The sequence below is a fragment of the Delftia sp. BGA-UO-ETr-SB1 genome (assembly GCF_059567865.1).
In genome coordinates this window covers 1435947-1462944 of sequence record NZ_JCAQOW010000006.1, presented here as the reverse complement: position 1 = coordinate 1462944, position 26998 = coordinate 1435947, and the positions used below count along the sequence as shown (strand labels likewise).

General features: G+C 64.7%; 28 protein-coding genes and 3 tRNA genes. 11 read left to right on the top strand and 20 right to left on the bottom strand.

Annotated features, from left to right (window positions below; all coding sequences use genetic code 11):
* Positions 1-5 precede the first annotated feature (5 nt).
* Positions 6-2474, bottom strand: coding sequence for a UvrD-helicase domain-containing protein (locus AC57B5_RS25410; protein ID WP_216294110.1), 2469 nt, complete (start codon positions 2472-2474; stop codon positions 6-8).
* A gap of 330 nt (positions 2475-2804) precedes the next feature.
* On the opposite strand from AC57B5_RS25410, the gene AC57B5_RS25405 reads away from it, so the two are divergent.
* The 4 genes from AC57B5_RS25405 (at position 2805) to AC57B5_RS25390 (ending at position 4294) form a co-directional block, all read left to right on the top strand.
* A complete protein-coding gene (locus AC57B5_RS25405) occupies positions 2805-3782 on the top strand; it encodes a GMP reductase (RefSeq protein ID WP_013800939.1) in 978 nt (325 codons plus the stop codon).
* Between the two features lie 184 nt (positions 3783-3966).
* Positions 3967-4042, top strand: a tRNA-Lys gene (locus AC57B5_RS25400).
* 55 nt (positions 4043-4097) lie between these two features.
* Positions 4098-4173, top strand: a tRNA-Lys gene (locus tag AC57B5_RS25395).
* A gap of 45 nt (positions 4174-4218) precedes the next feature.
* Positions 4219-4294 (top strand) — tRNA-Lys (locus tag AC57B5_RS25390).
* A 36-nt stretch (positions 4295-4330) separates the two neighbouring features.
* Here the strand turns inward: AC57B5_RS25390 and AC57B5_RS25385 are convergent.
* Positions 4331-5329: a TRAP transporter substrate-binding protein gene (locus AC57B5_RS25385; RefSeq protein WP_269198361.1), complete on the bottom strand. Its 999-nt coding sequence runs from the start codon at positions 5327-5329 to the stop codon at positions 4331-4333.
* The gene (locus AC57B5_RS25380) at positions 5326-5457 is read right to left on the bottom strand and encodes a hypothetical protein (RefSeq protein ID WP_267908915.1); all 132 of its coding nucleotides are present in this window, start codon (positions 5455-5457) and stop codon (positions 5326-5328) included. The genes AC57B5_RS25385 and AC57B5_RS25380 overlap by 4 nt, the downstream gene beginning before the upstream one ends.
* 138 nt (positions 5458-5595) lie before the next feature.
* Here AC57B5_RS25380 and AC57B5_RS25375 point away from each other — a divergent pair, with 138 nt between their 5' ends.
* Positions 5596-6828, top strand: coding sequence for a multidrug effflux MFS transporter (locus tag AC57B5_RS25375; RefSeq protein ID WP_012207132.1), 1233 nt, complete (start codon positions 5596-5598; stop codon positions 6826-6828).
* Between the two features lie 22 nt (positions 6829-6850).
* On the opposite strand, the gene AC57B5_RS25370 is transcribed toward AC57B5_RS25375, so the two are convergent.
* The 3 genes from AC57B5_RS25370 to orn all read right to left on the bottom strand — a co-directional run bounded on the left by AC57B5_RS25370 (position 6851) and on the right by orn (position 11465).
* Positions 6851-8320 (bottom strand): sensor domain-containing diguanylate cyclase, encoded by a 1470-nt coding sequence (locus AC57B5_RS25370; protein WP_330873353.1) that lies wholly within the window; start codon positions 8318-8320, stop codon positions 6851-6853.
* Positions 8321-8471: 151 nt separating this feature from the next.
* Positions 8472-10526: a DEAD/DEAH box helicase gene (locus tag AC57B5_RS25365; protein ID WP_065345610.1), complete on the bottom strand. Its 2055-nt coding sequence runs from the start codon at positions 10524-10526 to the stop codon at positions 8472-8474.
* A 324-nt stretch (positions 10527-10850) separates the two neighbouring features.
* A complete protein-coding gene (gene orn, locus AC57B5_RS25360; RefSeq protein ID WP_063328171.1) occupies positions 10851-11465 on the bottom strand; it encodes an oligoribonuclease in 615 nt (204 codons plus the stop codon).
* Between the two features lie 30 nt (positions 11466-11495).
* On the opposite strand from orn, the gene AC57B5_RS25355 reads away from it, so the two are divergent.
* Genes AC57B5_RS25355 through rsgA form a run of 3 tightly spaced genes read left to right on the top strand, consistent with a single transcriptional unit; the run spans position 11496 to position 14133 of the window.
* Positions 11496-12797 (top strand): M48 family metallopeptidase, encoded by a 1302-nt coding sequence (locus AC57B5_RS25355; RefSeq protein WP_043782752.1) that lies wholly within the window; start codon positions 11496-11498, stop codon positions 12795-12797.
* Positions 12798-12813: 16 nt separating this feature from the next.
* Positions 12814-13146 (top strand): 4a-hydroxytetrahydrobiopterin dehydratase, encoded by a 333-nt coding sequence (locus AC57B5_RS25350; RefSeq protein WP_013800932.1) that lies wholly within the window; start codon positions 12814-12816, stop codon positions 13144-13146.
* An 18-nt stretch (positions 13147-13164) separates the two neighbouring features.
* On the top strand, positions 13165-14133 hold the full coding sequence (gene rsgA, locus AC57B5_RS25345) for a ribosome small subunit-dependent GTPase A (RefSeq protein ID WP_013800931.1): 969 nt from the start codon (positions 13165-13167) through the stop codon (positions 14131-14133).
* 89 nt (positions 14134-14222) lie between these two features.
* Here rsgA and AC57B5_RS25340 read toward each other — a convergent pair whose 3' ends face one another.
* The 6 genes from AC57B5_RS25340 to rpsP form a co-directional block, all read right to left on the bottom strand.
* Positions 14223-15212, bottom strand: a complete 990-nt coding sequence (locus tag AC57B5_RS25340) for a CobD/CbiB family protein (RefSeq protein ID WP_034398910.1) — start codon at positions 15210-15212, stop codon at positions 14223-14225.
* Positions 15213-15280: 68 nt separating this feature from the next.
* Positions 15281-16009 carry a CoA pyrophosphatase gene (locus tag AC57B5_RS25335; RefSeq protein WP_269198357.1) on the bottom strand — a complete coding sequence of 243 codons (729 nt, stop codon included), beginning with the start codon at positions 16007-16009 and terminating at the stop codon, positions 15281-15283.
* Positions 16010-16097: 88 nt separating this feature from the next.
* Positions 16098-16478, bottom strand: coding sequence for a 50S ribosomal protein L19 (rplS, locus tag AC57B5_RS25330; protein ID WP_013800930.1), 381 nt, complete (start codon positions 16476-16478; stop codon positions 16098-16100).
* Between the two features lie 110 nt (positions 16479-16588).
* Positions 16589-17359 (bottom strand): tRNA (guanosine(37)-N1)-methyltransferase TrmD, encoded by a 771-nt coding sequence (trmD, locus tag AC57B5_RS25325; protein WP_071956676.1) that lies wholly within the window; start codon positions 17357-17359, stop codon positions 16589-16591.
* A gap of 12 nt (positions 17360-17371) precedes the next feature.
* Positions 17372-17941 (bottom strand): ribosome maturation factor RimM, encoded by a 570-nt coding sequence (gene rimM, locus AC57B5_RS25320; RefSeq protein WP_013800928.1) that lies wholly within the window; start codon positions 17939-17941, stop codon positions 17372-17374.
* A gap of 132 nt (positions 17942-18073) precedes the next feature.
* Positions 18074-18328 (bottom strand): 30S ribosomal protein S16, encoded by a 255-nt coding sequence (gene rpsP / locus AC57B5_RS25315; RefSeq protein ID WP_012207143.1) that lies wholly within the window; start codon positions 18326-18328, stop codon positions 18074-18076.
* A gap of 146 nt (positions 18329-18474) precedes the next feature.
* Between rpsP and AC57B5_RS25310 the strand changes: the two genes are divergently transcribed.
* Both AC57B5_RS25310 and AC57B5_RS25305 read left to right on the top strand, forming a co-directional pair.
* Complete coding sequence (locus AC57B5_RS25310; protein ID WP_013800927.1) at positions 18475-18999, top strand: GNAT family N-acetyltransferase; 525 nt, start codon at positions 18475-18477, stop codon at positions 18997-18999.
* Between the two features lie 7 nt (positions 19000-19006).
* Positions 19007-19513, top strand: a complete 507-nt coding sequence (locus tag AC57B5_RS25305; protein ID WP_192366230.1) for a TM2 domain-containing protein — start codon at positions 19007-19009, stop codon at positions 19511-19513.
* 119 nt (positions 19514-19632) lie between these two features.
* On the opposite strand, the gene AC57B5_RS25300 is transcribed toward AC57B5_RS25305, so the two are convergent.
* From AC57B5_RS25300 to AC57B5_RS25270, 7 genes are all read right to left on the bottom strand, one after another.
* Positions 19633-20643, bottom strand: coding sequence for an inorganic phosphate transporter (locus AC57B5_RS25300; protein ID WP_012207146.1), 1011 nt, complete (start codon positions 20641-20643; stop codon positions 19633-19635).
* Between the two features lie 22 nt (positions 20644-20665).
* Positions 20666-21313 carry a DUF47 domain-containing protein gene (locus AC57B5_RS25295; RefSeq protein WP_013800926.1) on the bottom strand — a complete coding sequence of 216 codons (648 nt, stop codon included), beginning with the start codon at positions 21311-21313 and terminating at the stop codon, positions 20666-20668.
* Between the two features lie 142 nt (positions 21314-21455).
* Complete coding sequence (locus AC57B5_RS25290; protein ID WP_012207148.1) at positions 21456-21818, bottom strand: DMT family protein; 363 nt, start codon at positions 21816-21818, stop codon at positions 21456-21458.
* Between the two features lie 252 nt (positions 21819-22070).
* Positions 22071-22817, bottom strand: a complete 747-nt coding sequence (locus AC57B5_RS25285; protein WP_096913852.1) for an ABC transporter ATP-binding protein — start codon at positions 22815-22817, stop codon at positions 22071-22073.
* Between the two features lie 3 nt (positions 22818-22820).
* Positions 22821-23615, bottom strand: coding sequence for an ABC transporter ATP-binding protein (locus AC57B5_RS25280; RefSeq protein WP_012207150.1), 795 nt, complete (start codon positions 23613-23615; stop codon positions 22821-22823).
* Between the two features lie 17 nt (positions 23616-23632).
* The gene (locus AC57B5_RS25275; RefSeq protein WP_013800924.1) at positions 23633-24712 is read right to left on the bottom strand and encodes an ABC transporter permease subunit; all 1080 of its coding nucleotides are present in this window, start codon (positions 24710-24712) and stop codon (positions 23633-23635) included.
* A gap of 10 nt (positions 24713-24722) precedes the next feature.
* Positions 24723-25652 carry a branched-chain amino acid ABC transporter permease gene (locus AC57B5_RS25270; protein WP_012207152.1) on the bottom strand — a complete coding sequence of 310 codons (930 nt, stop codon included), beginning with the start codon at positions 25650-25652 and terminating at the stop codon, positions 24723-24725.
* Positions 25653-25957: 305 nt separating this feature from the next.
* On the opposite strand from AC57B5_RS25270, the gene AC57B5_RS25265 reads away from it, so the two are divergent.
* A complete protein-coding gene (locus tag AC57B5_RS25265) occupies positions 25958-26305 on the top strand; it encodes a GFA family protein (protein ID WP_192366229.1) in 348 nt (115 codons plus the stop codon).
* On the opposite strand, the gene AC57B5_RS25260 is transcribed toward AC57B5_RS25265, so the two are convergent.
* The gene (locus AC57B5_RS25260) at positions 26284-26919 is read right to left on the bottom strand and encodes a 2-hydroxychromene-2-carboxylate isomerase (protein WP_496400565.1); all 636 of its coding nucleotides are present in this window, start codon (positions 26917-26919) and stop codon (positions 26284-26286) included. The genes AC57B5_RS25265 and AC57B5_RS25260 overlap by 22 nt on opposite strands.
* Positions 26920-26998 lie beyond the last annotated feature (79 nt).

Genomic DNA, 26998 nt, shown 5'->3' with positions numbered 1-26998 from the left:
GCGCCTCACTCCACGACTGTGAGCTTGGCAATGGAAAGCGCCAGCCACTTCGTGCCGTGGCGCCCAAAGCTGACCTGGGCGCGCGCATCGTCGCCCGTGCCCTCCAGGGCCAGCACCTTGCCTTCGCCGAACTTGTTGTGGAACACGTTCAGGCCCACGCGCAGGCCGTGGCCCGGAGCGGCCTTTTGCGGCGGCACGGGCGGGCTGGCGAAGACCTCGCTGCGCCAGCCTTCGGCCTTGTTGCCGAAGCCGCCGCGATCGCGTGAACCATAGCCGCCACCACCGCCGCCACCGGGGCGGGGCGCGTAGCTGCCAAAGCCGCCCTGCTTGGGAGTGATCCACTTGAGCGCCTCATCGGGCAGCTCGTCGAAGAAGCGGCTCTTGACGTTGTAGCGCGTCTGCCCGTGCAGCATGCGCGTCTGCGAATGGCTCAGGTACAGGCGCTTGCGCGCGCGGGTGATGGCCACATAGGCCAGGCGGCGCTCTTCCTCCAGGCCGCCGCGGTCCATCATGGCGTTCTCATGCGGGAACAGGCCCTCTTCCACGCCGCCGATGAAGACGGCGTCGAACTCCAGCCCCTTGGAGGCATGCACGGTCATCAGCTGCACAGCGTCCTGGCCGGCCTGGGCCTGGTTGTCGCCAGCCTCCAGCGCCGCGTGCGTCAGGAAGGCGGCCAGCGGCGACAGTGTCTCGCCGGTATCGGCATCGACCATGCCGGCCACGGTGCCGGCCGGCGGCGTGAGCGGCGTGTCCAGCAGCGGCAGCGCAGGGTCCAGGCCCTGGCTGGCCGGGCTTTGCGTCAGCGCCCTGGCGCCGTCGTGCTCGTCCAGCGGCAGGGCCACGGCATCGCGGCCAAAGCCTTCCTGGGTGACAAAGCTCTCGGCCGCGTTCACGAGTTCCTGCAGGTTCTCGATGCGGTCGGCGCCTTCCTTTTCGTTGCGGTAGTGCTCGAGCAGGCCGCTTTCTTCCTCGATGGCCTCGATGATCTCGCGCAGCGTGCGGCCCTGGGTCTGCTCGCGCAGCACGTCGATCTTGGCGACAAAGCCTGCGAGCTTGGTGCCCGGCGCGCCCGGCACCGCCGAGACGGCATCGTGCAGCGAGCAGCCCGCGCTGCGCGCCGCGTCCTGCAGCGTCTCCACGCTGCGCGCGCCAATGCCGCGCGGCGGGAAGTTCACCACGCGCAGAAAGCTGGTGTCGTCGTGCGGGTTCTCCAGCAGGCGCAGGTAGGCCAGCGCATGCTTGATTTCGGCGCGCTCGAAAAAGCGCAGGCCACCGTACACGCGGTAGGGAATGGCGGCATTGAACAGCTGCGATTCGATCACCCGGCTTTGCGCATTGCTGCGGTAGAGCACGGCGATTTCCTGGCGCTGCCAGCCGTCCTTTTTCACAAGCTGCTGGATTTCCTCGACCATCCACTGCGCCTCGGCCATGTCCGTGGGCGCCTCGTAGATGCGCACGGGCTCGCCCGGGCCCTGGGTGGTACGCAGGTTCTTGCCCAGGCGCTGGCTGTTGTGGCTGATGAGCGCGTTGGCACAGTCCAGGATGTTGCTGTAGGAGCGGTAGTTCTGCTCCAGCTTGATCTGCTGGCGCACGTCGAACTCGCGCACGAAGTCCTGCATGTTGCCCACGCGCGCACCGCGAAAGGCGTAGATGCTCTGGTCGTCGTCGCCCACTGCGATCACGCTGCCCGTGGCCTGCAGGCGGCCATCCACCATGTCGCCCGCCAGCTGCTTGAGCCACTGGTACTGCAGCTTGTTGGTGTCCTGGAACTCGTCCACCATGATGTGGCGAAAGCGCCGCTGGTAGTGGGCGCGCAGCGCGGCATCGTCGCGCAGCAGCTCGTAGGAGCGCAGCATCAGCTCGCCAAAATCGACCACGCCTTCGCGCTGGCACTGCTCCTCGTAGAGCTGGTAGATCTCGACCTTCTTGCGCGTGTCCGGGTCATTGGCCACCACGTCGCCGGGGCGCATGCCCTCTTCCTTGCAGCCGGCAATGAAGTACTGCAGCTGCTTGGGCGGGAAGCGCTCGTCGTCCACATTGAACTGCTTGCACAGGCGCTTGACGGCCGACAGCTGGTCCTGCGTGTCCAGGATCTGGAAGGTGGACGACAGCTTTGCCGCCTGGTGGTGGGCGCGCAGCAGCCGGTTGCACAGGCCATGGAAGGTGCCTATCCACATGCCGCGCACGTTGTAGGGCAGCATGGCCGACAGGCGGGCCAGCATTTCCTTGGCCGCCTTGTTGGTGAAGGTCACGGCCAGGATGGAGCCCGGCGTGGCCTGGCCCGTCTGCAGCAGCCAGGCGATGCGCGTGGTCAGCACCCGCGTCTTGCCCGAGCCCGCACCGGCCAGGATCAGCGCGTGGCCGGCCGGAAGCGTGACGGCAGCAAGCTGCTCCTCGTTGAGGTTAGCCAGCAAAGGGGAGTTGGAGGCGGGTGCGGCACCGGAGGTGCCGTCGAGCAGATCGATCGGGAACATCCTGGCATTGTAGAAAGCACCTTGCTCCCCAGGGAAACCGACGCCGCATTTCCCGCAATCGGCCCAAAATCGGCACGCGCAGCGCGCCCTTGCAGGTTCATAACGCCATCCCTATAACCGCTATATCGACAGGGTGCCCAGGCCCGTCGCCGGCAACGTATAGAATCAATCACCGGGCCCAAGTTTCTTGCGGTCCGGTTTTTTGTGCCCGGGCCACAGCCGCCCTGGCGACGCGGCCCGCCCGCGCCGCCCGCAAGACCGGCCTCCAAGCCAAGCGCCCCATCGCGGAGGGATGTTCCTGCCGCGACCTTTCATGGAGCTTGGAATCAAATGGAAATCTTCGACTACGACAACATCCTGCTGCTGCCGCGCAAGTGCCGCGTGGAAAGCCGCTCGGAGTGTGATGCCAGCGTGGAGCTGGGCGGTCGGTCCTTCCGCATCCCGGCTGTGCCGGCCAACATGAAGACGGTGGTGGATGAGAGCATCTGCACCTGGCTGGCCCAGAACGGCTACTTCTACGTGATGCACCGCTTTGACCTGGACAACGTGCAGTTCGTGCGCGAGATGCAGGGCAAGGGCTGCTTCGCCTCCATTTCGCTGGGCGTCAAGAAGCCCGACTACGACACCGTGGACCGCTTCGTCGCCGAAGGCCTGTGCCCCGAATACATCACCATCGACATCGCCCACGGCCATGCCGACAGCGTGAAGAACATGATCGGCTACCTCAAGGAAAAGCTGCCCAAGTCCTTCGTGATCGCCGGCAACGTGGGCACGCCCGAAGCCGTGATCGACCTGGAGAACTGGGGCGCTGACGCCACCAAGGTCGGCATCGGCCCCGGCAAGGTCTGCATCACCAAGCTCAAGACGGGCTTTGGCACGGGGGGCTGGCAGCTGTCGGCGCTCAAGTGGTGCGCGCGCGTGGCGACCAAGCCCATCATTGCCGATGGCGGCATCCGCAGCCACGGCGACATCGCCAAGAGCGTGCGCTTTGGCGCCACCATGGTGATGATCGGCTCGCTGTTCGCGGGCCACGAGGAATCGCCGGGCCAGACCGTCGAGGAAAACGGCCAACGCTTCAAGGAGTACTACGGCTCGGCCTCGGACTTCAACAAGGGCGAGTACAAGCACGTGGAGGGCAAGCGCATCCTCGAACCCGTCAAGGGCCTTCTGGCCAACACCCTGATCGAGATGGAGCAGGACGTGCAAAGCTCGATCAGCTACTCCGGCGGCAAGAAGCTGATGGACATCCGCAAGGTCAACTACGTGATCCTGGGCGGTGACAACGCAGGCGAACATCTGCTGATGTAAGCGCGCTGCGCGCCAGCACCCCAAAGGCGGCCTCGGCCGCCTTTTTTGCGGCTGCGCACCGGGTGGCACGCGGGCCCGGCTCAGCGCCACCATGCCATGAACTAAAAATTTGGCGCGTCTTCCTGCAAGCGCACAAAAAATGCCGCATAATTGCGGTCTCGTTTGCAGCGCAGACTTGTTTTTGGGGCTCTTAGCTCAGCTGGTAGAGCAGCGGACTCTTAATCCGTTGGTCGAGTGTTCGAATCACTCAGGGCCCACCAAAAATTCCTTTTCAGCCTGGATTCATCCAGGCTGATTCCTTCGGAATACCCGAGGGGGCTCTTAGCTCAGCTGGTAGAGCAGCGGACTCTTAATCCGTTGGTCGAGTGTTCGAATCACTCAGGGCCCACCAAGAATTTTTTGCCTGATCTCATCAGGCATCCACGCAGAAATACGTGGGCTCTTAGCTCAGCTGGTAGAGCAGCGGACTCTTAATCCGTTGGTCGAGTGTTCGAATCACTCAGGGCCCACCACCAATACCCAGAACAAGGCACTCGGCGCGACAGCGCTCAGTGCCTTTTCTTGTTGTATTCCATCAGCACAGACATATTGCTGCTGCCAGCCTTGGCCACCCACTCCCGGCCAAAGCGCTCCCCCATCAAATCCAGCATGCGGCGCAGGTCCGCCGATGGCGCGGCCACGGACATCTTGTTGTCGACAAGAACCTTCTTGCCCAGCTCATCGGCCTGCTGGGCCAGCGCCCAGCCTTCTTTCTCGGCCAGCGCGGCGGCGCGGCTGATGGCCTGGCGTTCCGGCTCGGCAAAGCCCTTCCAGGCAAGTTCGCTGACGCACAACATGTTCTTGGGAATCCAGGCCTTGATGTCCAGAAACACCTTCATGGTCTTCCAAGCCTGGCTGTCGACGCCGGTGGCACTGGATGAAACCATGGCGTCAATACCGCCCTGCTCCAGCACCATGCCAAGATCACCGGCCGCGAGCACCACCGGCTGCGCTCCCCAGAGTTCCGCCAGCCGCTTGGTCGCATCGCTTTGCACACGCAGCCTGAGCCCCCTGAGATCCACGATGCTGTTGACCGGGCGCCGGCAGAACAGGCCCTGCGCCGGCCAAGGCACGGCGAACAGCAGGCGCACACCCTGCTGAGCCAGCAAAAACTCCTGCAGCACGGGGCGGGTCAGTTGCCACAGGTGCGCAGCCTCTTCAAAGCCACGCACGATGAAAGGCAGCGAGTCCATGGCCAGCAGCGGATGGATATCCACATAGGACGACATGAGAACTTCGCCGAACTGGATTTCATTGCGCTTGAGTGCAGGAAGCACCTGCCCCATGGGCTTGAGCGCAGAGTTGGACACCACATCGATCTCCAGCGCCTGCTGGGTATCGGCACCCACGCGCGCCGCGAAGTTGCGCAGATTCTGCGTGTGAAAGATGCCGTCGCCATAGGCCGCCGAGAGCTGCAGTCGGCGGCCCTTGGACCAGGCAGCGCCGGCGGTCAGTTGCAACGCAGCCGGGGCCAGACCCGATATCAACGTGCGGCGAGAAACAGTCATGAAAGATCCTTGGCGAAAGCGCCCAGAACCATGCCATCCACCCCACGGCGGACCTGTGCATGCTGGCGCAAAAGATAAATTCTATCGATATTTACATCATTTAGATACAAACTATCGATCCATTCCATCGCCCAGGTCATTCGCCAAGCCATCCGTCACACCGGATTCCAGCCAAGCCGCTACAGTGTCACCCTGCCGCAGGCGCAAGGGCGCGCGGCCTTTTTCTGCGCCTGCGGTCTCCCGCAACGCACAACCGCCTCGCCTGCATGCCACAAAATGTTTCCCCGCTCTGGCAGGGCCCGCGCTGGGCCCTGGCCGTCCTGCTTGCCATCCTGGGCATGCTGGGGCCGTTCTCGATCGATACCTACATCCCCGCCTTCTCCGGCATCGCCCAGGCCCTGAACGCCACGCCGCTGCAGATGCAGCAGACGCTGTCGGCCTATCTGTTCGGCTTTGCCTTCATGAACCTTTTCCACGGCGCCATGGCCGACAGCTTTGGCCGCCGGCCCGTGGTGCTGTGGGGGCTGGCCGTATTCACGCTGGCATCGGCGGGCTGTGCGCTGTCGCAGAACATCACGCAGCTGGTGCTGTTTCGCGCGTTGCAGGGCCTGTCCACGGGTGCCGGCATCGTGGTGTCGCGCGCCGTGGTGCGCGACCTGTTTCCACCCGCCCAGGCCCAGCGCGTGATGGCGCAGATCACCATCTTCTTTGGCATCGCGCCAGCCCTGGCCCCTGTGATGGGCGGCTGGCTGTTCATACACCTGGGCTGGGCGGCAGTGTTCTGGTTTTTGACCCTCGTGGGCGTGCTGCTGTGGGGCATCAACTGGCGATTCCTGCCGGAATCCCTGCCACAGGCGCAGCGCCAGCCCTTCCGCTTCAAGCCTCTGATGCACGGCTACAAGGAGCTGTGCAGCGATCCGCGCTTTGTGCTGCTGGCCTTTGCCAGCGGCGTGCCGTTCAACGGCATGTTTCTGTATGTGCTGTCGGCGCCCGCCTTCCTGGGCGACCTGCTGCACCTGCAGCCGCAGCAGTTCTTCTGGTTCTTCGTGATCTCGATCTCGGGAATCATGGGCGGCGCATGGGTGAGCGGTCGTCTGGCCGGGCGCATTCCGCCCAAGCACCAGATCCGCCATGGCTTTCTGATCATGTTCGTCGTGTCCATCATCAACCTGGTCGCCAACCTGATCTGGCCCGCCCACGTGAGCTGGGCGCTGATTCCAGTGGGGGTGTTCGCCTTCGGCTGGGCCATGATGGTGCCCGTCGTGACCTTGCTGGTGCTGGACATCCACCCCGAGCGGCGCGGCCTGGCCTCATCGCTGCAGGCCGTGGTCGGCTCCACGGCCAATGGCATCGTGGCCGGCATGATTGCACCGCTGGTGATGCATTCGACCGTACTACTGGCCCTGGGCTCGATCAGCATGATGCTGATCGGGCTGGCGTCCTGGATCTACCTGCACCACCGCTGGCCCGAAATCGGGCGGCACGCCTCGGAGGCCTGATAGGCACTGCGGTGCAAGACCGCTAAGCGCGGCCCGCGCGGCGGTCCAGCATTCTTTCCTTGTAGTAGCGCGCCTTTTCGGCATACATGGCCTGGTCGGCGCGCGAGACGGTGGCCTCGACCTGGCTGCCCGAATCGCAGCAGGCCACGCCCATGGACAGGCTGACCGCCTGGCCCGGATAGAACTGGTTGTTGAGCTCCAGCAGCGAGAGGATGCGCTCCTTGACCGCCTCGGCGCCGCGCTCGTCCGAAGCCGGCAAAAGCACCATGAATTCGTCGCCGCCTATGCGCGCCGCGCAGGCAGGCGCATCCACGGCCTTGGTCAGCACTTCGCCCACGCGGCGCAGCATGTCGTCACCTGCAGCATGGCCATGCTCGTCATTGGCCTCCTTGAGTCCATTCATGTCGATGGCAATCACCGCCAGCGGCCAGGGCCCCTTGCGTGCCAGGCGATTGAGTTCCTCGATATAGAAGGCGCGATTGCGCAACTGGGTCAGCACATCGTGCTTGCCCAGGTATTCGAGGTAGGCCTCGGCCTTCTTGCGCGCCGTGATGTCCACCAGCGACAGCAGCACCAGCCCCCAGTCATCGGCATGGCCATCGAGCACAGCCAGCTGCATGTGGATGTGCAGAGCGTCGCCTGACAGGGCGTAGTTCACCACTTCGCGGTGCTGCACGAGCTTGCCGCTCCAAAGGTCCTGCAACTGATCGGCAAAGGAGTCGATCATCTCGTCACGGAAGATGCGGCCCAGCCGGCTCAGCAGTTGCAGCTTGTCGGTGGCGCCGAACATGCGCAGCGTCTGGCGGTTCACGTCCACGACGCGAATCTCCTGCATGCAGCGCGAGACGAATTCCGGGTGCACCTTGAGGAAGGTGGCGAAGTCGCTGATGCCCTGGGCGCGCACATCGTCAAGCAGGCGCTTGATGGCGCTGAAATCCTCGACCCACAGCGACACGGGCGAGTACTCGAACAGGTCGCGCGAGTACTGTTCGCTGCGGTGCAGCTGGCGCGCGCTGCGCATCTCGGCCGTCACGTCTTCCAGCGACACCAGCACGCAGTCCCAAAGCGCTTCATGACCGGGCAGGATGCGGCCACGGATCTGCACATCGAGCCGCCGCCCGTCCAGCGTGTAGTTGGCGGTGCGGTTGGCAAAGCTCAGAGAGCCCTGCCACAGATCCTCCAGCTCGCAGGCCAGACCCGCGTGCATGTCATCGCGGAACACCTGGCCCAGGCTGGCAAGAAAGGTCTGCTGGTCACTGGCGCCGAACAGGTCCAGCGTGCGCTGGTTGACGCGCACCACCTTGAGCGCCGCGCTGCACTGCTGCAGCGCCTGAGGGTGGGCCAGGAAATGCGCCTGCAGATCGGTCACGCCCTGTGCACGCCACTGGTCGAGCAGCCGCTTGAGCGCGCTGTAGTCCTCCAGCCATAGCGAGACGGGGGCCAGTTCGAACATGTGTTCAAAATCCACACTGGACGCGATCAAAGACTCCACAGGGCACCTCCGCGCCGCGATTATGGCAGTCACAGAGCCCGCCAGACAGCAGGTTCTGCACCATCAAGGACAGGCCGCACCACGCGAGGACGCAGATGGCCGAAAAAAAACCGGCCCCGAAGGGCCGGTCTGCATGCAATGCCGAGATCGATCAGCGCACGACGCGCTTGCGATCACCGCCCTGGGGCGAGTAAGGCTTGGGAGCGCTCTTGCCGAAGGCAGGACGGCGCTCGCCGCCGCCGAAGCCGCCACGGGATTCGCCACCGCCAAAGCCGCGCGACTCGCCGGATGCACCACGGAAGCCGCCTTCGCGGGGAGCGCCGTCACGGCGATCGCCGCCACGCGGAGCACCACGGTCGCCGCTGAAGCCACGGCCTTCACCGCCACGGCCAAAGCCGCCTTCGCGCGGGGCCTGGCTGTAGCCGCCTTCACGCGGAGCCTGGCTGTAGCCGCCTTCGCGCTGACCTTGGCCCTGGCCAAAGCCGCCTTCGCGCTGGCCACCGCCAAAGCCACCGAAGCCAGCCTTGCGGCCATAGCCTTCGGAATCACGGCGTGCGCCGAAGCCACGATCGCCACCGCGATCACCGAAGCTGCGCTCGCGATCGCCGCCAAAGCCACGATCACCACCGAAACCGCCACGGCCACCGCCGCCGGCACCACGGCGATCGCCGCCACGGCTTTCAAAACCACCGCCGCCACGACGGCCGCCACGGCCTTCGTTGCTGCTGGGTGCGCGCTGTGCAGGTTCCAGGCCAGGAATCACTTCGGCCTTGAATTGCTGGCGGCTGTAGGCCTCGATATCGAAAATGCGACGACGGTCACGGAATTCCGCGAACGTGACGGCCACACCTTCGCGACCGGCACGGCCCGTGCGGCCGATACGGTGGGTGTAGTCCTCTGCCTTCATGGGCAGGCCGTAGTTGAAGACGTGGGTGATGGTGGGCACGTCAATGCCGCGTGCCGCCACATCGGTAGCCACCAGCACCTGCACCTGACCGCTGCGCAGCGCCATCAGGCGGCGGTTGCGCAGGCCCTGGCTCAGGGCGCCGTGCAGTGCCACGGCGGAGAAGCCGTCTTGCTGCAGGTCATTGGCCAGACCGTCGCACTCGACCTGGGTCGATGCGAAAACGATGGCCTGGTTGATCGTGGTGTCGCGCAGCCAGTGGTCCAGCAGCTTGCGCTTGTGCTGGGAGTTGTCGGCCCAGAACAGCACTTGCTTGATGCTGGCGTGCTTTTCCTGGGGCGTGTCGATGGTGACCTTCTTCACGCCGGAGCCGCCGTCATGCATCACGCGCATGGCCAGTTGCTGGATGCGGGGCGCGAAGGTGGCGCTGAACATCATGGTCTGCTTGCGCTGTGCCGTCAGGTCGTTGACTTCGGCCAGATCGTCCGAGAAGCCCAGGTCCAGCATGCGGTCGGCTTCGTCCACCACCAGGAACTGAACCTGGTCGAGCTTGATCTGCATCGAGCGCTGCAGGTCCAGCAGACGGCCGGGAGTGGCCACCACGAGGTTGGCGTTCTGCAGCTTGGCGATCTGCAGCTGGTAGGGCATGCCGCCCACCACGTTGGCGATGCGGATGCCGCGGCAGTGCTTGACCAGCTCGATGGCGTCATGCGCCACCTGCTGTGCCAGCTCGCGCGTGGGGCACAGGATCAGGGCGCCGGGAACGGCTGCCTTGAAGTTGCGGGGATTCGTGGGGTCCTTGCGCTTGTTGCGCTTGGGCGTGGGCTGGCCGCTGGCCGTTGCTTCGGCGCACTGGCGGTCATATTCGGCGCGGATGGCGGCTTCTTCGTCAGCCTTTTGCTGGATCAGCGTGTGCAGCACGGGCAGCAGGAAGGCAGCGGTCTTGCCCGAGCCGGTCTGGCTGGACACCATCAGGTCGATGAAGGCCTGGTCATCGCTGCCCATGGCCAGGGGAATGGCTTGCGCCTGCACGGCCGTGGGCTGGGTGTAGCCCAGATCGGCAACGGCACGGACCAGTTCTTCAGCCAGGCCCAGCTCGATGAAGGCATTGGGCAATTCGGGGGCTGCTTCAACAGCCTCGGCGCCTTCGGCGATTTCCACGACTTCGGCGGCGGCCAAGGATTCGGCGGCCTGCTCGGCGCTGGCAACGGCGGCGTTCAGCACGGAAGATGCTTCAGCGGCGGAAGCAAAAGAGGAATCGGCAGCGGCAATGATGCCCTGCTCTTGAGAGATATCGTTCATGAATGGCTCTAACGAAAAGCACGCGCAGTCAGCGATCTGGCATGCTTTTCTCGACGGTTGGGTCAACATCCACCGTCAGACTTAACCGGCCCTTCGCAAAAGGGCGGATGGGCATTTTCGGCTGGTCCGAAACCGGTGGTCCCGCCATCCATGAAAGCCATCATGGTGGTCTATGGACACCGACCGCAGACACACAGCGCAGGGGCCCTTGTGTGATGGAGATGTGCAAATTGCCCCTTGTTGATGGGGGCAAGCTGTAGATTGTCGCACTCCCCGGGTTTTCCCGCAAGCCCCTGGCACAAAAAATGGCCGGGGCCGCCAGATTCAGACGCTTAGCAGGCGCGCGCGATAGTGCGCCAGCTCATCGATGGACTCGTGCACATCGGCCAATGCGGTGTGGCGCTGGGCCTTCTTGAAGGAAGCATAGGCGTCGGGCTTCCAGCGCCTGGCCAATTCCTTGAGGGTGCTGACATCGACATTGCGATAGTGGAAGAAGTTGTTGAGCTTGGGCATGTAGCGCTCCATGAAGCGCCTGTCCTGCCCGATGCTGTTGCCGCACAGCGGGGCCTTGGCCTTGGGAACGTACTGCGAGAGGAACTTGATCAGCGCAGCCTCCGCATCGGCCTCGCTGGTGGTCGATGCCTTGACGCGATCGATCAGGCCGCTCCTGCCATGCGTGCCCTTGTTCCAGGCATCCATGCCATCGAGCAGCGCATCTGCCTGATGGATGGCAAATACCGGCCCTTCGATGCGAATGGCCAGGTCCGGACTGGTGACGACCACGGCGATCTCGATGATGCGATCGGTATCGGGCTGCAGCCCGGTCATCTCGCAGTCGAGCCAGACGAGGTTGAGATCGGATTTGGCCAGGGTGATGGACGTGCCGGGTTCGGCGGGGACGGGAATGCAAGCGCTGGCGGCTTCGGAGGCTTCGGACATGGCCCAAATTGTCGCCTACACTGCGGCCACATGGCCTTCAACCCCGATTTTTCCTCGACGCTGTCCCTGCTGTTTGCCGCAGCCGTGCTCGCCCAGTGGCTGCTGCGCGCCTGGCTGGCCTCGCGCCAGGTCCGCCATGTGGCCCGCCATCGGGCCGAGGTGCCTGAGGCCTTTGCGCAACGCATCAGCCTCGCGGCCCATCAAAAGGCCGCCGACTACACGCTGGCCAAGGCCCGCATCGCCCTGATCGAGATGACGCTGGGCGCCGTGGTGCTGCTCGCATGGACGCTGCTGGGCGGGCTCGACGCGCTCAACCAGTGGCTGCTGGAACTGATGGGCGCCGGCCTGTGGCAGCAACTGGCACTGCTGGCCGGCTTTGCCCTGATCTCCGGGCTGGTGGAGCTGCCGCTGTCGCTCTACCAGACCTTTGTGCTGGAGCAGCGCTTTGGATTCAACCAGATGACGCTGCGGCTGTGGCTGACCGATGCCATCAAGTCCACCGCCATGGGCGCGGCCATCGGCCTTCCCCTGGCGGCGCTGATCCTGTGGCTCATGGGCTCGGCCGGCGACCTGTGGTGGCTGTGGGCCTGGGCCGTGTGGACGGCGTTCAACCTGCTGCTGATGTGGATCTTTCCGACCTTCATCGCACCGCTGTTCAACAAGTTCGAACCGCTGGCCGAAGGCACGCTCAAGGAGCGCGTGAGCGCGCTGATGCAGCGCTGCGGCTTCACGGCCAAAGGCCTGTTCGTGATGGATGGGAGCCGCCGCTCGGCCCATGCCAATGCCTATTTCACGGGCTTCGGCCATTCCAAGCGCGTGGTGTTCTTCGACACCTTGCTCAAGCAGCTTGACGCCGACGAGGTGGAGGCCGTGCTCGCGCACGAGCTGGGCCACTTCAAGCACCGCCACATCCTCAAGCGCATGCTGCTGATGTTCGCCGCCAGCCTGGCCGGCTTCGCACTGCTGGGCTGGCTGTCGCAGCAGCTGTGGTTCTACCTGGGCCTGGGCGTGCGCCCGGGTCTGGACCTTGCGCTGGGCCATGGCGGGATAGGCGCCGGCAACGAGGCCGTGGCACTGCTGCTGTTCCTGCTGGCCGTGCCGGTATTCAGCTTCTTTGTCACCCCGCTGTTCTCGGCCCTGTCGCGCCGCGACGAGTTCGAAGCCGATGCCTATGCCATGCAACAGGCCAGCGGCGCCCATCTGGCCTCGGCACTGCTCAAGCTGTACGAGGACAATGCTTCAACGCTCACGCCCGATCCCTGGTACGTGGGCTTTTACTACTCGCATCCGCCCGCCCTCGCCCGGCTGGCGCGCATGCCCTCTCCGACCTGACCCTTTCACATCCACCATGAGCACACAACGCTTGCAACAACAGGACTGGTCCACCCAGCAGCGCCGCGCGCTGACGCCGGACGAATTGCGCACCGCACTGGCGGACCTGCCGGGGTGGCAGCTCGATGGCGATGCCATCGCCAAGAGCTACGCCTTTGCCAATTACTACGAGACCATGGCCTTCGTGAACGCGCTGGCCCTGATCGCCCACCAGCAGGACCACCACCCCGACCTGACCGTGAGCTACGGCCGTTGCGGTGTGCGCCTGAACACGCATGACGTGAACGGCATCTCGTCCACCGACATCGAGTGCGCAAGGCGCATCGATGCGCTGCTGGAGCGTCCATGAATCCCACCCCGGCATCCCATGGCTGAGCGCTCCGCATTGCGAGAAGGCCTGGTCGTCTCCAGCCATGGCCGCCACTGCGTGGTCGAGACCGAAGAAGGCGCACGCCACATCTGCCATCCGCGCGGCAAGAAGAGCCAGACCGTGGTCGGCGACCGCGTGCGCTGGCAATTGCCACCCGCCGGCCAGGGCGAGGAAGGCACCATAGAGAAGGTGCTGGAACGGCGCAACCTGTTCTACCGCCAGGACGAGATACGCACCAAGTCCTTTGCGGCCAACATCGACCAGGTGCTGATCCTGATCGCGGCCGAGCCGGTGTTCTCCGAAAGCCAGCTGGCCCGTGCCCTCATCACCGCCGAAGCCACCCACATCAAGCCCCTGATCGCCCTGAACAAGCGTGACCTGGCCGAGCCCTTCGCCGATGCCTGGGAGCGCCTGAAGCCCTATCGCGAGATGTACCTGGGCCAGGAAACGCCGCACTACGAGGTGCTGTCGCTGTCGCTGGCCAACGAAGGCGAGGCCGACCGGCAGTTGCTGATGCAACACCTCAAGGGCAAGGCCACCTTGGTCCTGGGCCCCTCCGGCTCGGGCAAAAGCACCTTGATCAACCTGCTGGTGCCCGGCGCACGCGCGGCCACCAACGAGATCTCGCAGGCGCTGAACTCCGGCAAGCACACGACCACCACGACCAGCTGGTACTGGATGGACGAAGAGCGCACCACGGCGCTGATCGACTCACCGGGCTTCCAGGAATTCGGCCTGCGCCACATAGAGCCCACGGACCTGCCCCGCTGCATGCCCGACATCGGCGCCCATGCGCAGGAATGCAAGTTCTACAACTGCACCCACCTGCACGAGCCGGGATGCGCCGTCATGCCGCGCGTGGAAGACGAGGAAACCGGAATGGATGCCGACCACGACATCAGCGCCAACCGCTACTACATCTACGCCGAGCTGTTCGATGAATTGAGCCAGGCGCAGAAGTACTGACCTCCTCAAAACAACGACCCGGCTGCATCAGGAAGGGCGGGCTGCTGCCTGGCAAGACAGGGCAGGGCTCGCCTTCTGCGGCGCAGCGATCAGCCCAGCAAACGCGCCAGCGACAGCAGGGCCAGCAGCAGCAGCCAGACCACGACCGAACGCCAGACCAGGCCGACCACGCTGCGCAGATGGCCGATCTCGGGCTCGCGGCCCGGCGTGGCTTCGCTGTCCACATCGAGATCGATCTCCTCGCCGTCGTCGCGGGTCACCGAGATGCCTTCGCGGCGCTTGAGTGCCTCGCCGCCCAGGCGCACATTGATGGCACCCGAGGTGGCGGCCAGGATCACGCCATCGTTGTCGTTGGGAAAGCGCTGGGCATGGAAGCGCCAGCCTTCGATGGCTTCCTCGAAGCTGCCGACCACGGCAAAGGACAGCGCCGTCAACCGTGCAGGCAACCAGTCGATCACGGTCCAGGCCAGCCGGGAGGTGTGCTGCAACTGGGGGCTGACCTGGGTGCCGCCCACCAGGCCCTTGCGCGACCAGGAGCGCGACAGGTGCTCGGTCATGCGGTAGAACACGGCGCCGAGCGGGCCCAGCCCCAGCGCTGCCAGCGCAGAGAACCAGAACAGAACGCCAAACACATGGCGATGCGCGGCCAGCACCGAGTACTCAATCACATGGCGCACGACCTCGCTGCGCGGCACCTCGCTGGCATCGACCTGCTGCCAGTGAGCCAGCGCCTCGCGCGCGGCATACTCATCGCCTGCATCCAGCGCATCGCGGATGCGTGTGAAGTGGTGGCTGAACTGGCGAAAGCCCAGCGTCACATAGAGCACGGCCACATTCCAGACCATGGCCAGCGGCCAGCCCACGCCCCACAGCAGCAGCAGGTAGATGCCCGTCACCAGCACGCAGGGCAATGCCACCGCCACGGTCCAAGCCAGCCAGCCATGGTGCGCCTGGCCGGCATCGAAGTTGCGGCGCACCGAAACCGTCCAGGCTCTGTAGCCTGTGTGCACGAGATTGGCCGGCGTCAACGGGCGCGCCTGCTCGATCAGCAAGGCGATCAGAATGGCAAAGAAACTCATCCGGCCATCATACTGGCGCATGCAGACAGGTCAGTGACCCCGGGGTGGCACGGCCCCCGATCCGGGCATCAGGCCGACAGGAATCGGTAAAGATTTCGCAGCATGCCGGCCGTGGCGCCCCAGATGTAGCGCTGGCGATCACCATCCTGGTAGGGCATTGCAAACCATTCGCGCGGCACGCCGTTCCAGACCATGGAGTGGCGCTCATGGTTGGCAGGATCGAGCAGGAAGGCCAGCGGCACCTCGAACACATCCGCCACTTCGTAGGGATTGGGATTGAGGCGCGCCCGGGGATCGACCAGGGCCACCACCGGCGTGATCAGGAAGGCCGTGCCCGTGATGTAAATGGGCAGCGTGCCCAGCACTTGCACATCGCTGGCGGCCAGTCCGACTTCCTCATGCGCCTCGCGCAGGGCAGTGGCCTGGGCAGAGGCATCCTCCGGATCGCGCTTGCCGCCCGGAAATGCCACCTGCCCCGAATGCGTGGACAGGTGGGCCGTGCGCTCGGTCAGCAGCACCGTGGGCTCGGGGCGCATCACGATGGGCACGAGCACGGCGGCATCGGTGGGCTGGCGATCGCTGAAGCGCTTCTCGCGCACCACCTCGGGAGCCCACTGGGGCGGCAGCGCAAAGCGCTGGCGCAGGGCCTCGGGCGTACGGGCTTCGGGGGGCACGGCAGGCAGGTGGCTGTCCTTGCCAATCAGTTGCGCCATGCGCGGGTCGGCGATCGACGGCACGGCTGCGGGCACTGGCCCGCCGGTCGGCACGGGAATGGCGGTATCGGGCAGAGAGGACACGAATGAAGGCTTGTGATGGGGAAACGGCCGGACAACAAAAAAGCCGCTACAGGCGACTGTAGCGGCTTTCCAGCTGTGACGCAGGTGCTTAGGCTTCGGCAGAAACCTTGACACGCGACGGCAGCTTTTCCTTGATGCGGGCCGACTTGCCGCTGCGCTCACGCAGGTAGTACAGCTTGGCACGACGCACATCACCGCGACGCTTGACTTCGATGCCGGCGATCAGGGGCGAGTAGGTCTGGAACGTACGCTCCACGCCTTCACCGCTGGAGATCTTGCGCACGGTGAAGCCGCTGTTCAGGCCACGGTTGCGCTTGGCGATCACCACGCCTTCGTAAGCCTGCACGCGCTTGCGGCTGCCTTCGACCACGTTCACGCTCACGATGACGGTGTCACCGGGGGCGAACTGGGGGATGGTCTTGTTCAGACGGGCGATTTCCTCTTGCTCGAGGATCTGGATCAGATTCATGGTCAACATCCAATCGATCTTGTCCGCGCCAGGATTGGCAAGCGCCGGGATTGGCGCCATGGCTGCTTTGTTCGTAGCAGCGGCCGGATAGAGGATCGAAGAATCGCGGATTATAGCCCGGAGACGTTTTTTGCCAAAAACCCCTCGTCCTTGGCGTTGAGCAGGCCCTGGGCGCGCGCCTGCTCTATCAGCTCGGGCCGGTGCCTGGCCGTGATGGACAGGCGCTGGTCGCGGCGCCAGCGCTCGATCTGCGCGTGGTGGCCGGACAACAGTGGCGCCGGCACTTCCCGCCCTTCCCAGACTTCGGGGCGGGTGTAGTGCGGGCAATCGAGCAGGCCGTCGAGCGCCGGATTGAAGCTGTCCTGCTGGAAACTGCCTTCGTCATTGAGCACGCCGGGCTGCAGCCGTGCGACGGCATCCAGCAGGGCCATGGCAGCGATCTCGCCGCCAGACAGCACGAAGTCGCCCAGGCTCAACTGGTGCGTGACATGGGTATCGATGAAGCGCTGGTCCAGGCCCTCGTAGCGGCCGCACAGCAAGATCGCGCCCTGTCCCTGCGCCCAGTCGGCCACCACGGCATGGCGCAGCGTGGTGCCGATCGGCGAGAACAGCACCACGGGAGCCGGCTCGGGCTCGCCTGCATCACGGCGCGCCTGCCGGGCCGCCTCCAGGCAGCGCTGCAGCGGCTCGGCCATCATCACCATGCCCGGACCGCCGCCAAAGGGGCGATCGTCCACGCGCCGGTAGTTGCCCTGGGCATGGTCGCGCGGATTCCACAGGTGCACGCCGACCTGGCCCGAGGCATAGGCACGGCGCGTGACGCCGCTTTCAAGAAACGGTGTGAACAGCTCAGGGAACAGCGTGATGATGTCGAAGCGCATGGAGGTCGGCGATCAATAGTCGGGCTGCCAGTCGGCAACAATGGTCTTGCCCGGCAGATCCACCTTGTCCACATAGGCATCGACAAAGGGAATCATGCGCTCGCGCTCCTTGCCATCCTCTTCATAGGCCAGCACCAGCACGGTCTGCGGGCCGGTGGACAGCAGGTCGCGGACGACGCCCAGGGCCACACCCTCGCGGTTGACCACGGACAGGCCCAGCAGATCGACCCAGTAATACTCGCCATCTTCGGGCTGCGGGAAATCGCTGCGCGCCACGAAGATGCGCGCGCCACGCAGGGCCTCGGCGGTATTGCGGTCGTTCACGACAGGCGATGTGGCGACGACGGAATCGGAGTGGACGCGCGCCTGCTTGACCGGCAGCAGCACCGTACCGGTGAACTGCCGCGCACCCTTCTCGGGGGGCTGCAGATACCACTGCTTTGCGGTGAACAGGGCCTCGGGGTCGGCACTGAAGGCGGCCACCTTGAACCAGCCCTTGATGCCCCAGGCATCGGCGATACGCCCGACCTCCACGGCATCGGCGGGCAGGACGCTGGCTTCGAGTTCAGGCATGTGGCTCATGGCAGTCGGTAGGCAGTAGATGGACAGTCAATGCAGATCGTTGCAGATCCGTGCAAGGCGATCCGGAGGGGAAAACAAAAACGGGCTCCGTCAGACAAGCCAACGGAACCCGATTTCAGAAGGGATGCTGAATTAGGCAGCAGTCTTCTGGGTGGCCTGCTTGATCAGGCGCTCTGCGGTCTCGGAAGCCTGCGCGCCAACGCCCTTCCAGTAGTTCACGCGGTCCAGAGCAACGCGCAGACCCTCTTCGCCGCCACGGGCGTTGGGGTTGTAGAAGCCCAGGCGTTCGATGAACGAACCATCGCGGCGCACGCGCTTGTCGGCGGCAACGATGTTGTAGAACGGACGGGCCTTGGAACCGCCGCGAGAGAGTCGAATGACGACCATGATTTTCCTTCGGGTGGGCGCAGCCACCACACAATTAACTAGACAATGAATGGCTGCACATGTTTTGCGGCGTTTGAGACACGCGACATGGCCACCCGGCCAGCGACACGCCGTAAAACCAGCGATTATATCCAACTTCCCTTTCCATGCCTACCATTCGCTCAAGCCTGGACGGCGATCTTGCCGCCATCACCTCCATTTACCGCCACCACGTGCTGCACGGCACGGGCACGTTCGAGACCGATCCCCCTGCCGAATCGGACATGGCAACGCGCCGCGCGGACGTGCTGGCCAAGGGCCTGCCCTATCTGGTCGCCGTGGACGAACAGGGCCAGGTGCTGGGCTTTGCCTACGCCAACTGGTTCAAGCCGCGCCCGGCCTATCGCTTCTCCGCCGAGGATTCCATCTACGTGCATGACGCGGCGCGCGGCCAGGGCGTGGGCCGCCTGCTGCTCGATGCGCTGTCGCGCGAATGCGAGGCGGCCGGCGTGCGCAAGCTGCTGGCGGTGATCGGCGACTCGGCCAATGCCGGCTCCATCGGCGTGCACCGCGCCGCGGGCTTCACCCCGGCGGGCACGCTGAGCTCCATGGGATGGAAGTTCGGCCGCTGGCTGGACATCGTTCTCATGGAGAAGACCCTGGGAGACGGCAACCGCAGTTCGCCCGAATAATGGGTGCATGAACCGACCCAGCACGCCTTTGCCTCAGCCCGCTCAAGCACAGCAGGGGGCTGCGCGCTCCAAAAGCAAGACCCTGACGGCCTGGCTGGCCTTCGTCGGCGGGCCGCTGGGGCTGCACCGCTTCTACCTGCATGGCTTCGGCGACTGGCTGGGCTGGCTGCTGCCCGTGCCCACGGCGCTGGGCGTGTACGGCATCGAGCGCGTCCAGCAACTGGGGCAGGACGACCAGCTCAGCTGGCTGCTGATTCCGCTGCTGGGCTTCACCATCGCCGGCTGCGCGCTGCGCGCCATCCTCTACGGGCTGACCGACACCGAAGCCTGGAACCGGCGCCACAACCCCGGCATTGACGTGCAGGCGCAGGCCGGGCGCACGGGCTGGTCCACCATCTTTGCCATTGCGCTGTCCCTGATGCTGGGCGCCGCCGTGCTCATGGCCAGCATTGCCTACAGCTTCCAGCACTACTTCGAGCACCAGGTGGAGGAAGCGCGCAAGATTTCGCAGTGAAGACTTCTCAGTGAAGTTTTCACCATGCAGATTTCGCCGTGGTACGCCAGCGCGTGACTCCCCCAAAAAAAGAAAGACCGCCATCGGCGGTCTTTCTTTTTGAAGGCACTTGCCTTGGCTCAGTACAGCTGGAGACTGATCCAGTAGGCAATGGAAGCCACGAAGGCGCTGGCAGGAATCGTCAGCACCCAGGCCCAGACGATGTTGCCCGCCACGCCCCAGCGCACGGCGCTGGCACGCTGGGTGGAGCCCACGCCGACGATGGCACCCGTGATGGTGTGCGTGGTCGAGACCGGCACGCCCAGGAAGGTCGCGAAGAACAGCGTCAGCGCGCCGCCGCTTTCGGCGCAAAAGCCTCCCACGGGCTTGAGCTTGGTGATCTTCTGGCCCATGGTCTTGACGATGCGCCATCCGCCGAACATGGTGCCCAGGCCGATGGCCAGGTAGCAGCTGACGATGGTCCACAGCGGCGGCTCCGCGTCGCCGGCATTGGCATAGCCGGTGGCGATCAGCAGCAACCAGATGATGCCGATGGTCTTTTGCGCATCATTGCCGCCGTGGCCCAGGCTGTAGGCGCCGGCGGAGACCAGCTGCAGCCGGCGGAACCAGCGGTCCACCCGGTTGGGAGCGGCGCGGCGGCAGATCCAGGCCACCAGCACCATCATCAGCGAGCCCAGCAGGTAGCCCAGCAGCGGCGAGACGAAGATGAAGGCCACGGTCTTCCAGATGCCGCTGGCGATCAGTGCGCCCGCGCCGGCCTTGGCGATCACGGCGCCCACGATGCCGCCGATCAGCGCATGCGAGGAGCTGCTGGGGATGCCGTAGTGCCAGGTGATCACGTTCCAGGCAATGGCACCGACCAGGGCGCCGAAGACCACGTGCGTGTCCACGATGCCGGGCTGGACGATCCCCTTGCCCACGGTGGCCGCCACGCTGAGGTGGAAGACAAAGACCGCCACCACGTTGAAGAAGGCCGCGAAGGCCACGGCCTGCGTGGGCTTGAGCACGCCCGTGGAGACCACGGTGGCGATCGAGTTGGCAGCATCGTGGAAGCCGTTCATGAAGTCGAACAGCAAGGCCAGCACCACCAGCAGGATCACGACCCACAGGGCCGCTTGTACGGATTCCATAACGAAACGACTCCGCGAGGGCTCAGGAATTCTCGAGGACGATGCCCTCGATCAGGTTGGCCACGTCCTCGCAGCGGTCGGTCACCGTCTCCAGCAGCTCGTAGATGGCCTTGAGCTTGATGACTTCGCGCACATCGGGCTCTTCGCGGAACAGCTTGCTCATGGCCGAGCGCATCACGCGGTCGGCGTCCGATTCGAGGCGGTCGATTTCCTCGCAGGTCTTCATCGCCGCGTCCACCACCGATGGATCGGAGATGCGCGACAGCAGCTTGACCGCATCGCGCAGCCGCTCGCAGCAGCGTACGCACAGGTCGGTCAGGCGCGTGATCTCATCCGTCATGTGCCGCACGTCGTACAGCGCCATGGTCTCGGCCGAGTCCTGGATCAGGTCGGCCACGTCGTCCATGGTGTTGATCAGCGAGTGGATCTGCTCACGGTCCAGCGGCGTGATGAAGGTCTTGTGCAGCGCCTTGGTGACGTCATGCGTCACGCGGTCGGCGGCACGCTCGGCGTTGTTCACGTCCTCGTTGTACTTCTCGCGAAGATGAGGATCGTTGTAGTTGGCGACAAGCTGCGAGAAGGCATGCGCGGCATCGACGATGCGGTCGGCATGCTGGTTGAACATCTCGAAGAAATTGCCTTCGCGTGGCAATAGTTTGCCAAAAAGCATGAATGCTCCTTACCGGGAAAAGTGGGAACCAGGCGACTCACTGCGTCACATTGCGGATGCTTGGCATGGCTTCCCGGCTTGAACGGGGCGAAGTGTACTCTTGAGTCCCAAGCGCGTTTTTGCGCGCCGGCGCGCCGCCTTGTCAGCCGCTGCGAAAAATAAAATACACCGCGCCCACCATGCACAGGCCGGCCCAGAGGAAGTCCCATTTGAGGGGCTGGTTCAGATAGAGCACGGCAAAAGGCGCGAACACCGACAGCGTGATCACCTCCTGGATGATCTTGAGCTGCGCCACGCTGAACTGCGTGTGGCCTATGCGGTTGGCGGGCACCTGCAGCAGGTACTCGAACAGCGCAATGCCCCAGCTGACAAGGGCTGCCACGTACCAGGGCGACGAGGCGTGGTTCTTCAGGTGCCCATACCAGGCAAACGTCATGAAGACATTGCTCATGGCCAGCAGGACCACGGTCTGCAGCCCGACGGGGATGTGTTGGAGCCAGTTCATCTGAGGTGCGCCCGGGTGCTGGAAGGCCTGAATTATCGCGCCCGCAGTGCCAGAAGCCGGGTTTTCGATTGCTTTCCAAAAATTGCTTTTTTGCGCGAATTTTCTTGAAAAACCTGCTTCATCGCACAGATACGCAACATCCCGCATCAATAGGCATTCGATGAATCTTCATCAAATCGTCATATTTTTGCCATATCCCGTCGATGGCACGGGACATTCCAGCAACCTGTGCGCAGGCGGCGACCCCGGTGGTCACTCGCCCAGGTAGGCGGCCCGCACGCGCGGATCGCTGAGCAGGGTCTGGCCGGGCCCGGTCATGGTGATCAGGCCGGACTCCATCACATAGCCGCGATCGGCCAGCGCCAGCGCACGGCTGGCGTTCTGCTCGACCAGCACCAGCGTCACGCCCAGCGCATGCACATCGCGCACCACCTCGAAGATCTTGTCCACCATGATGGGCGACAGGCCCATGGAGGGCTCGTCCAGCAGCAGCACCTTGGGCTGGCTCATCAGCGCGCGCGCCATGGCCAGCATCTGCTGCTCGCCACCCGACATGGTGCCGGCCAGCTGGTCGCGGCGCTCCTTCAGGCGCGGGAAGATGCCGAACATGCGCTCGATGTCGGCGGCAATGCCGGCCTTGTCGTTGCGCGTGTAGGCGCCCATGAGCAGGTTCTCGGTGATGGTCATGCGCGCGAATACGCCGCGCCCCTCGGGCACCATGACCAGGCCCTGGGCCACCAGATCCCAGGCGCCCACGTTGCGGATGCTGCGGCCCAGGTAGTGCACGTCGCCATCCGCCATCTGCAGGCTGCGCGTGACGGCCTTCATGGTCGTGGTCTTGCCCGCACCGTTGGAGCCGATCAGCGAGACCAGCTCGCCCTGGCGGACCTCGAAGTCCACGCCCTTGACGGCCTGAATGCCGCCATAGGCCACCTTCAGTCCATGGACCTTCAACAGCACCGGCGCGGACACGCCCTTGTCTTGCACTTGCTCACCCATGGTTCAGTGTCCTCCGGTGCCCAGATAGGCTTCGATCACCTTGTCGTTCTTCTGCACCTCGGCCGGCGTGCCTTCGGCGATGGGCTTGCCATAGTCCAGCACGGTGACGCGGTCGCACAGGCCCATGACCAGCTTCACGTCGTGCTCGATCAGCAAGATGGTGCGCTGGTCCCGGCGGATGCGGTCGATCAGCTCGCGCAGCTGCACCTTCTCGGTGGCGTTCATGCCGGCGGCCGGCTCGTCCAGCGCGATCAGTTGCGGGTCGGTGGCCAGCGCCCGCGCGATCTCCAGGCGGCGCTGGTCGCCGTAGCTCAGCGTGCGGGCCTTGAAGTCGGCGTATTTGGAAATACCCACGTAGTCCAGCAGTTCGCGGGCCCGCGCGCGGATCGCGGCTTCCTCGGCCTTGAAGCCTGGCGTGCGGAACACCGCGCCGATCAGGCCCGAATGCGTGCGCACATGGCGCCCGACCATCACGTTCTCCAGCGCCGTCATCTCGGCAAACAGCCGGATGTTCTGGAAGGTGCGCGCAATGCCGGCCTTGGCCACCTTGTGCACGGCCGAGGGCTCGTAGGCCTTGCCGGCCAGCTCGAAGCTGCCGCTGTCGGGCGTGTACAGGCCCGTGATCACGTTGAAGAAAGTGGTCTTGCCCGCGCCGTTGGGACCGATCAGGCCGTAGACCTGGCCACGGCCAATGGTCATGCCCACATCGGACAGGGCCTGCAGTCCGCCAAAGCGCTTGGAAATGCCCGAAACCCTGAGCACCGGGGAGGTGGAGCCGTTGTCTGCCGTGTTCGCCATCTGCGTTGTCTCCATGCTCAGGACTGGTGCGGCAGGTTCTTGCCATGCTCGGGCGACGGCCACAGGCCACGCGGACGCATCAGCATGATGACGATCATGGCCAGCGCGATCAGCAACTGGCGCAGGATGGAGGCGTCAAGCCGCCCGTCGGTCATCTGCTGCAAGGGACCGGCCACATAGCGCAGCACCTCGGGCAGGGCCGACAGCAGCACCGCCCCCAGGATCACGCCCGGCAAATGGCCCAGGCCGCCCAGCACCACCATGGCCACGATCATGATGGACTCCATGAGGCTGAACGACTCGGGCGAGACGAAGCCCTGGAAGGCAGCGAACATGGCGCCCGAGACACCACCGAAGGAAGCGCCCATGCCGAAGGCCAGCAGCTTCATGTTGCGCGTGTTGATGCCCATGGCCTTGGCGGCGATCTCGTCCTCGCGGATGGCCATCCAGGCGCGGCCGATGCGCGAGTCCTGCAGGCGCCAGCAGATCACGATGCTGACGAGCACCAGGAAGAGGAACAGGTAGTAGTACAGCGTGACCGAGCTGATGTCGTAGCCGAAGATCTCCTGGCGCTTGGCCAGGTCCAGGCCCAGAATCTTCACCGAATCGATCTGGCCTATGCCCTTGGGGCCGTTGGTGATGTTGACCGGCTGGTCCAGGTTGTTCATGAAGATGCGGATGATCTCGCCGAAGCCCAGCGTGACGATGGCCAGGTAGTCCCCGCGCAGCTTGAGCACCGGGATGCCCAGCAGTATTCCCGTGATGCCCGCCAGCAGCGCCGCCAGCGGTATCACCAGCCAGATGGAGGTATGCAGCCCGTCAGGGAACATGGCGGCAAAGCCCTCGAAGGTCTCCGCCAGATGCGGCGAGGCCATCAGCGCGAACATGTAGGCGCCCACGGCGTAGAACGCCACGTAGCCCAGGTCCAGCAGGCCTGCATAGCCCACCACCACGTTCAGGCCCAGTGCCAGCAGCACATAGAGCAGGGCCAGGTCGGCGATGCGCACCCAGGCATTGCCGAAGTACTGCAGCACCAGCGGCAGCACCATCAGCGCCAGGCCGCCCAGAATCCATTGCACGGTCTTCTTGCTGTTCATGCGGATCTCCTCAGGCGCGGTCGGCCACACGCTCACCCAGCAGGCCCGAGGGGCGCAGCGTCAGGATGATGATGAGCACGATGAAGGCGAAGATGTCGGTGTAGTGGCTGCCCAATACGCCGCCCGTGAGGTCGCCGATGTAGCCAGAGCCTATGGACTCGATCAGCCCCAGCAGCATGGCGCCGACCACGGCGCCGGCCAGGTTGCCGATGCCGCCGAACACGGCCGCCGTGAAGGCCTTGAGCCCCGGCAGAAAGCCCATGGTGTGGTGGGCCGTGCCGTAGTTGGAGGCATACATGATGCCCGCGATGGCCGCCAGCACGGCGCCGATGATGAAGGTGGCCGAGATCACCACGTCAGGCTTGACGCCCATCAAGGCCGCCACGCGCGGATTCTCGGCCGTGGCCCGCATGGCGCGCCCGAGCTTGGTGTAGTTGACCAGATAGGTCAGCGATGCCAGCGCGATCGCCGTGACCACGAGCACCAGGATCTGGGTGGGCGTGATCACCGCCGTGCCGATCTCGAAGGGCGTGCTCGGCAGCAGCGTGGGATAGGCCTTGTAGTTGGGCTTCCAGATGATCATGGCCAGCGTCTGCAGCAGCAGCGAGACGCCGATGGCCGTGATCAGCGGCGCCAGGCGCGGGCTGCTGCGCAGGCGGCGGTAGGCCACTTTCTCGATCACGAAATTCAGTGCCGCGGCCACCACGCAGGCGATCACGGTCGCCAGCAGCAGGATCAGCCAGCCCGGCGCACCGGGCATGGCCTCCTGCATCAGGCCTATGCAGCTCCAGCTGGTCAGCGCGCCGACCATGAGCACCTCGCCATGGGCGAAGTTGATGAGCTGGATGATGCCGTACACCATGGTGTAGCCCAGGGCGATCAGGGCGTACATGCTGCCCAGGACCAATCCGTTGATGACCTGCTGAAGCAGTATGTCCATATGTGCTCTCCCCTTTAGTCCAGGATGGAGACATTCAGCGTGCCTCGCATCCAAACGAACGGAGCCAGCAATGCCATGGTGGTGGAAGCTCTCCCGCCGCATCCTGGCTTGTGGCCCGGAAACCGCAGGGGATTGGCGATTCTAGGCACCCCCCGGTGGCCTGCAACGCCTTGTTGCAGGGGGGTTTCCCGAGGCTTTACAAGCCACGTGCTCTTATGTAGCACTGCAGCAATTTGCCGTAGCCAGCACGAACTCCTACCATCAACGGCAGTGCCGCCAGCCCGCGGTGGCCACGGAGAACCCCGATGAAATACCACGGCAGCTGCCACTGCGGCGGCATCGCTTTCGATGTGGAAGGCGAACTCACCCAGGCCATGGCCTGCAACTGCTCCATCTGCGCGCGCAAGGGCGCCCTCATGTGGTTCGTTCCCAGGGAACAGCTGCAGCTGCAGACGCCCGATGAACAGATGCGGACCTACACCTTCCACCGGCACCTGATCCAGCACCGCTTCTGCCCGACCTGCGGCATCCATCCGTTCGGCGAGGCCATCGATCCCCAGGGCCGGCACATGGCGGCCGTCAACGTGCGCTGCCTGGAAGGCGTGGACCCCGAGGCGCTGCGCATCACGCGCTACGACGGGCGATCGGCCTGAGGCTGGCTGCAGGCCCGCAGCGCTTGTTCCTCCACATCGCGCAGGCGGTCCTTGCCGAAGTAGATCTCGTCGCCAACAAAAAAGGTGGGCGATCCGAAAGCGCCACGGTGGAAGGCCTGCTCGGTATTTGCCAGCAGCCGGGCCTTGACTTCGGGCGTCTGGCTTGCGGCGATCAGGGCTGGGGCGTCCAGGCCCGCCCCGGACAGCTCGGTGCCGATCACCTGGGCATCGTCCATCTTGCAGTCCTTCTCCCACATGCTGGAGAACACCGCATCCACATAACGTTCGAAGCAGCCCAGGCCCTGCGCCGCCACGGCCCCGCGCATGATTTGCAGGGTGTTGACGGGAAAGTGCGGATTCATCCGGAAGCGCGTGAGCCCATGCCTTTGCACGAAACGCTGCAGTTCCAGCGCCTCATAGGCGCGCTTGTTGGGAATGCCGGCATTCGCCTCGGCCGGTGAGCGGTTGTTGGCCAGCTTGAACAGGCCGCCCAGCAGGACCGGCACATAGTCGAAGCGGATGCCGCTGCGCGCCTCGATTGCGGGGATGACCTGGTGGCAGAGATAGGCGTTGGGGCTGCCGAAGTCGAAGAGGAATTGCACGTTGGGTTTCATGGCACGGCCTGCATCAAGTGGGAGGGAACATCGAGGCGAAGGGGCTGAAGCGGCTGAAGGGACGCAAATGGCTGAAGGG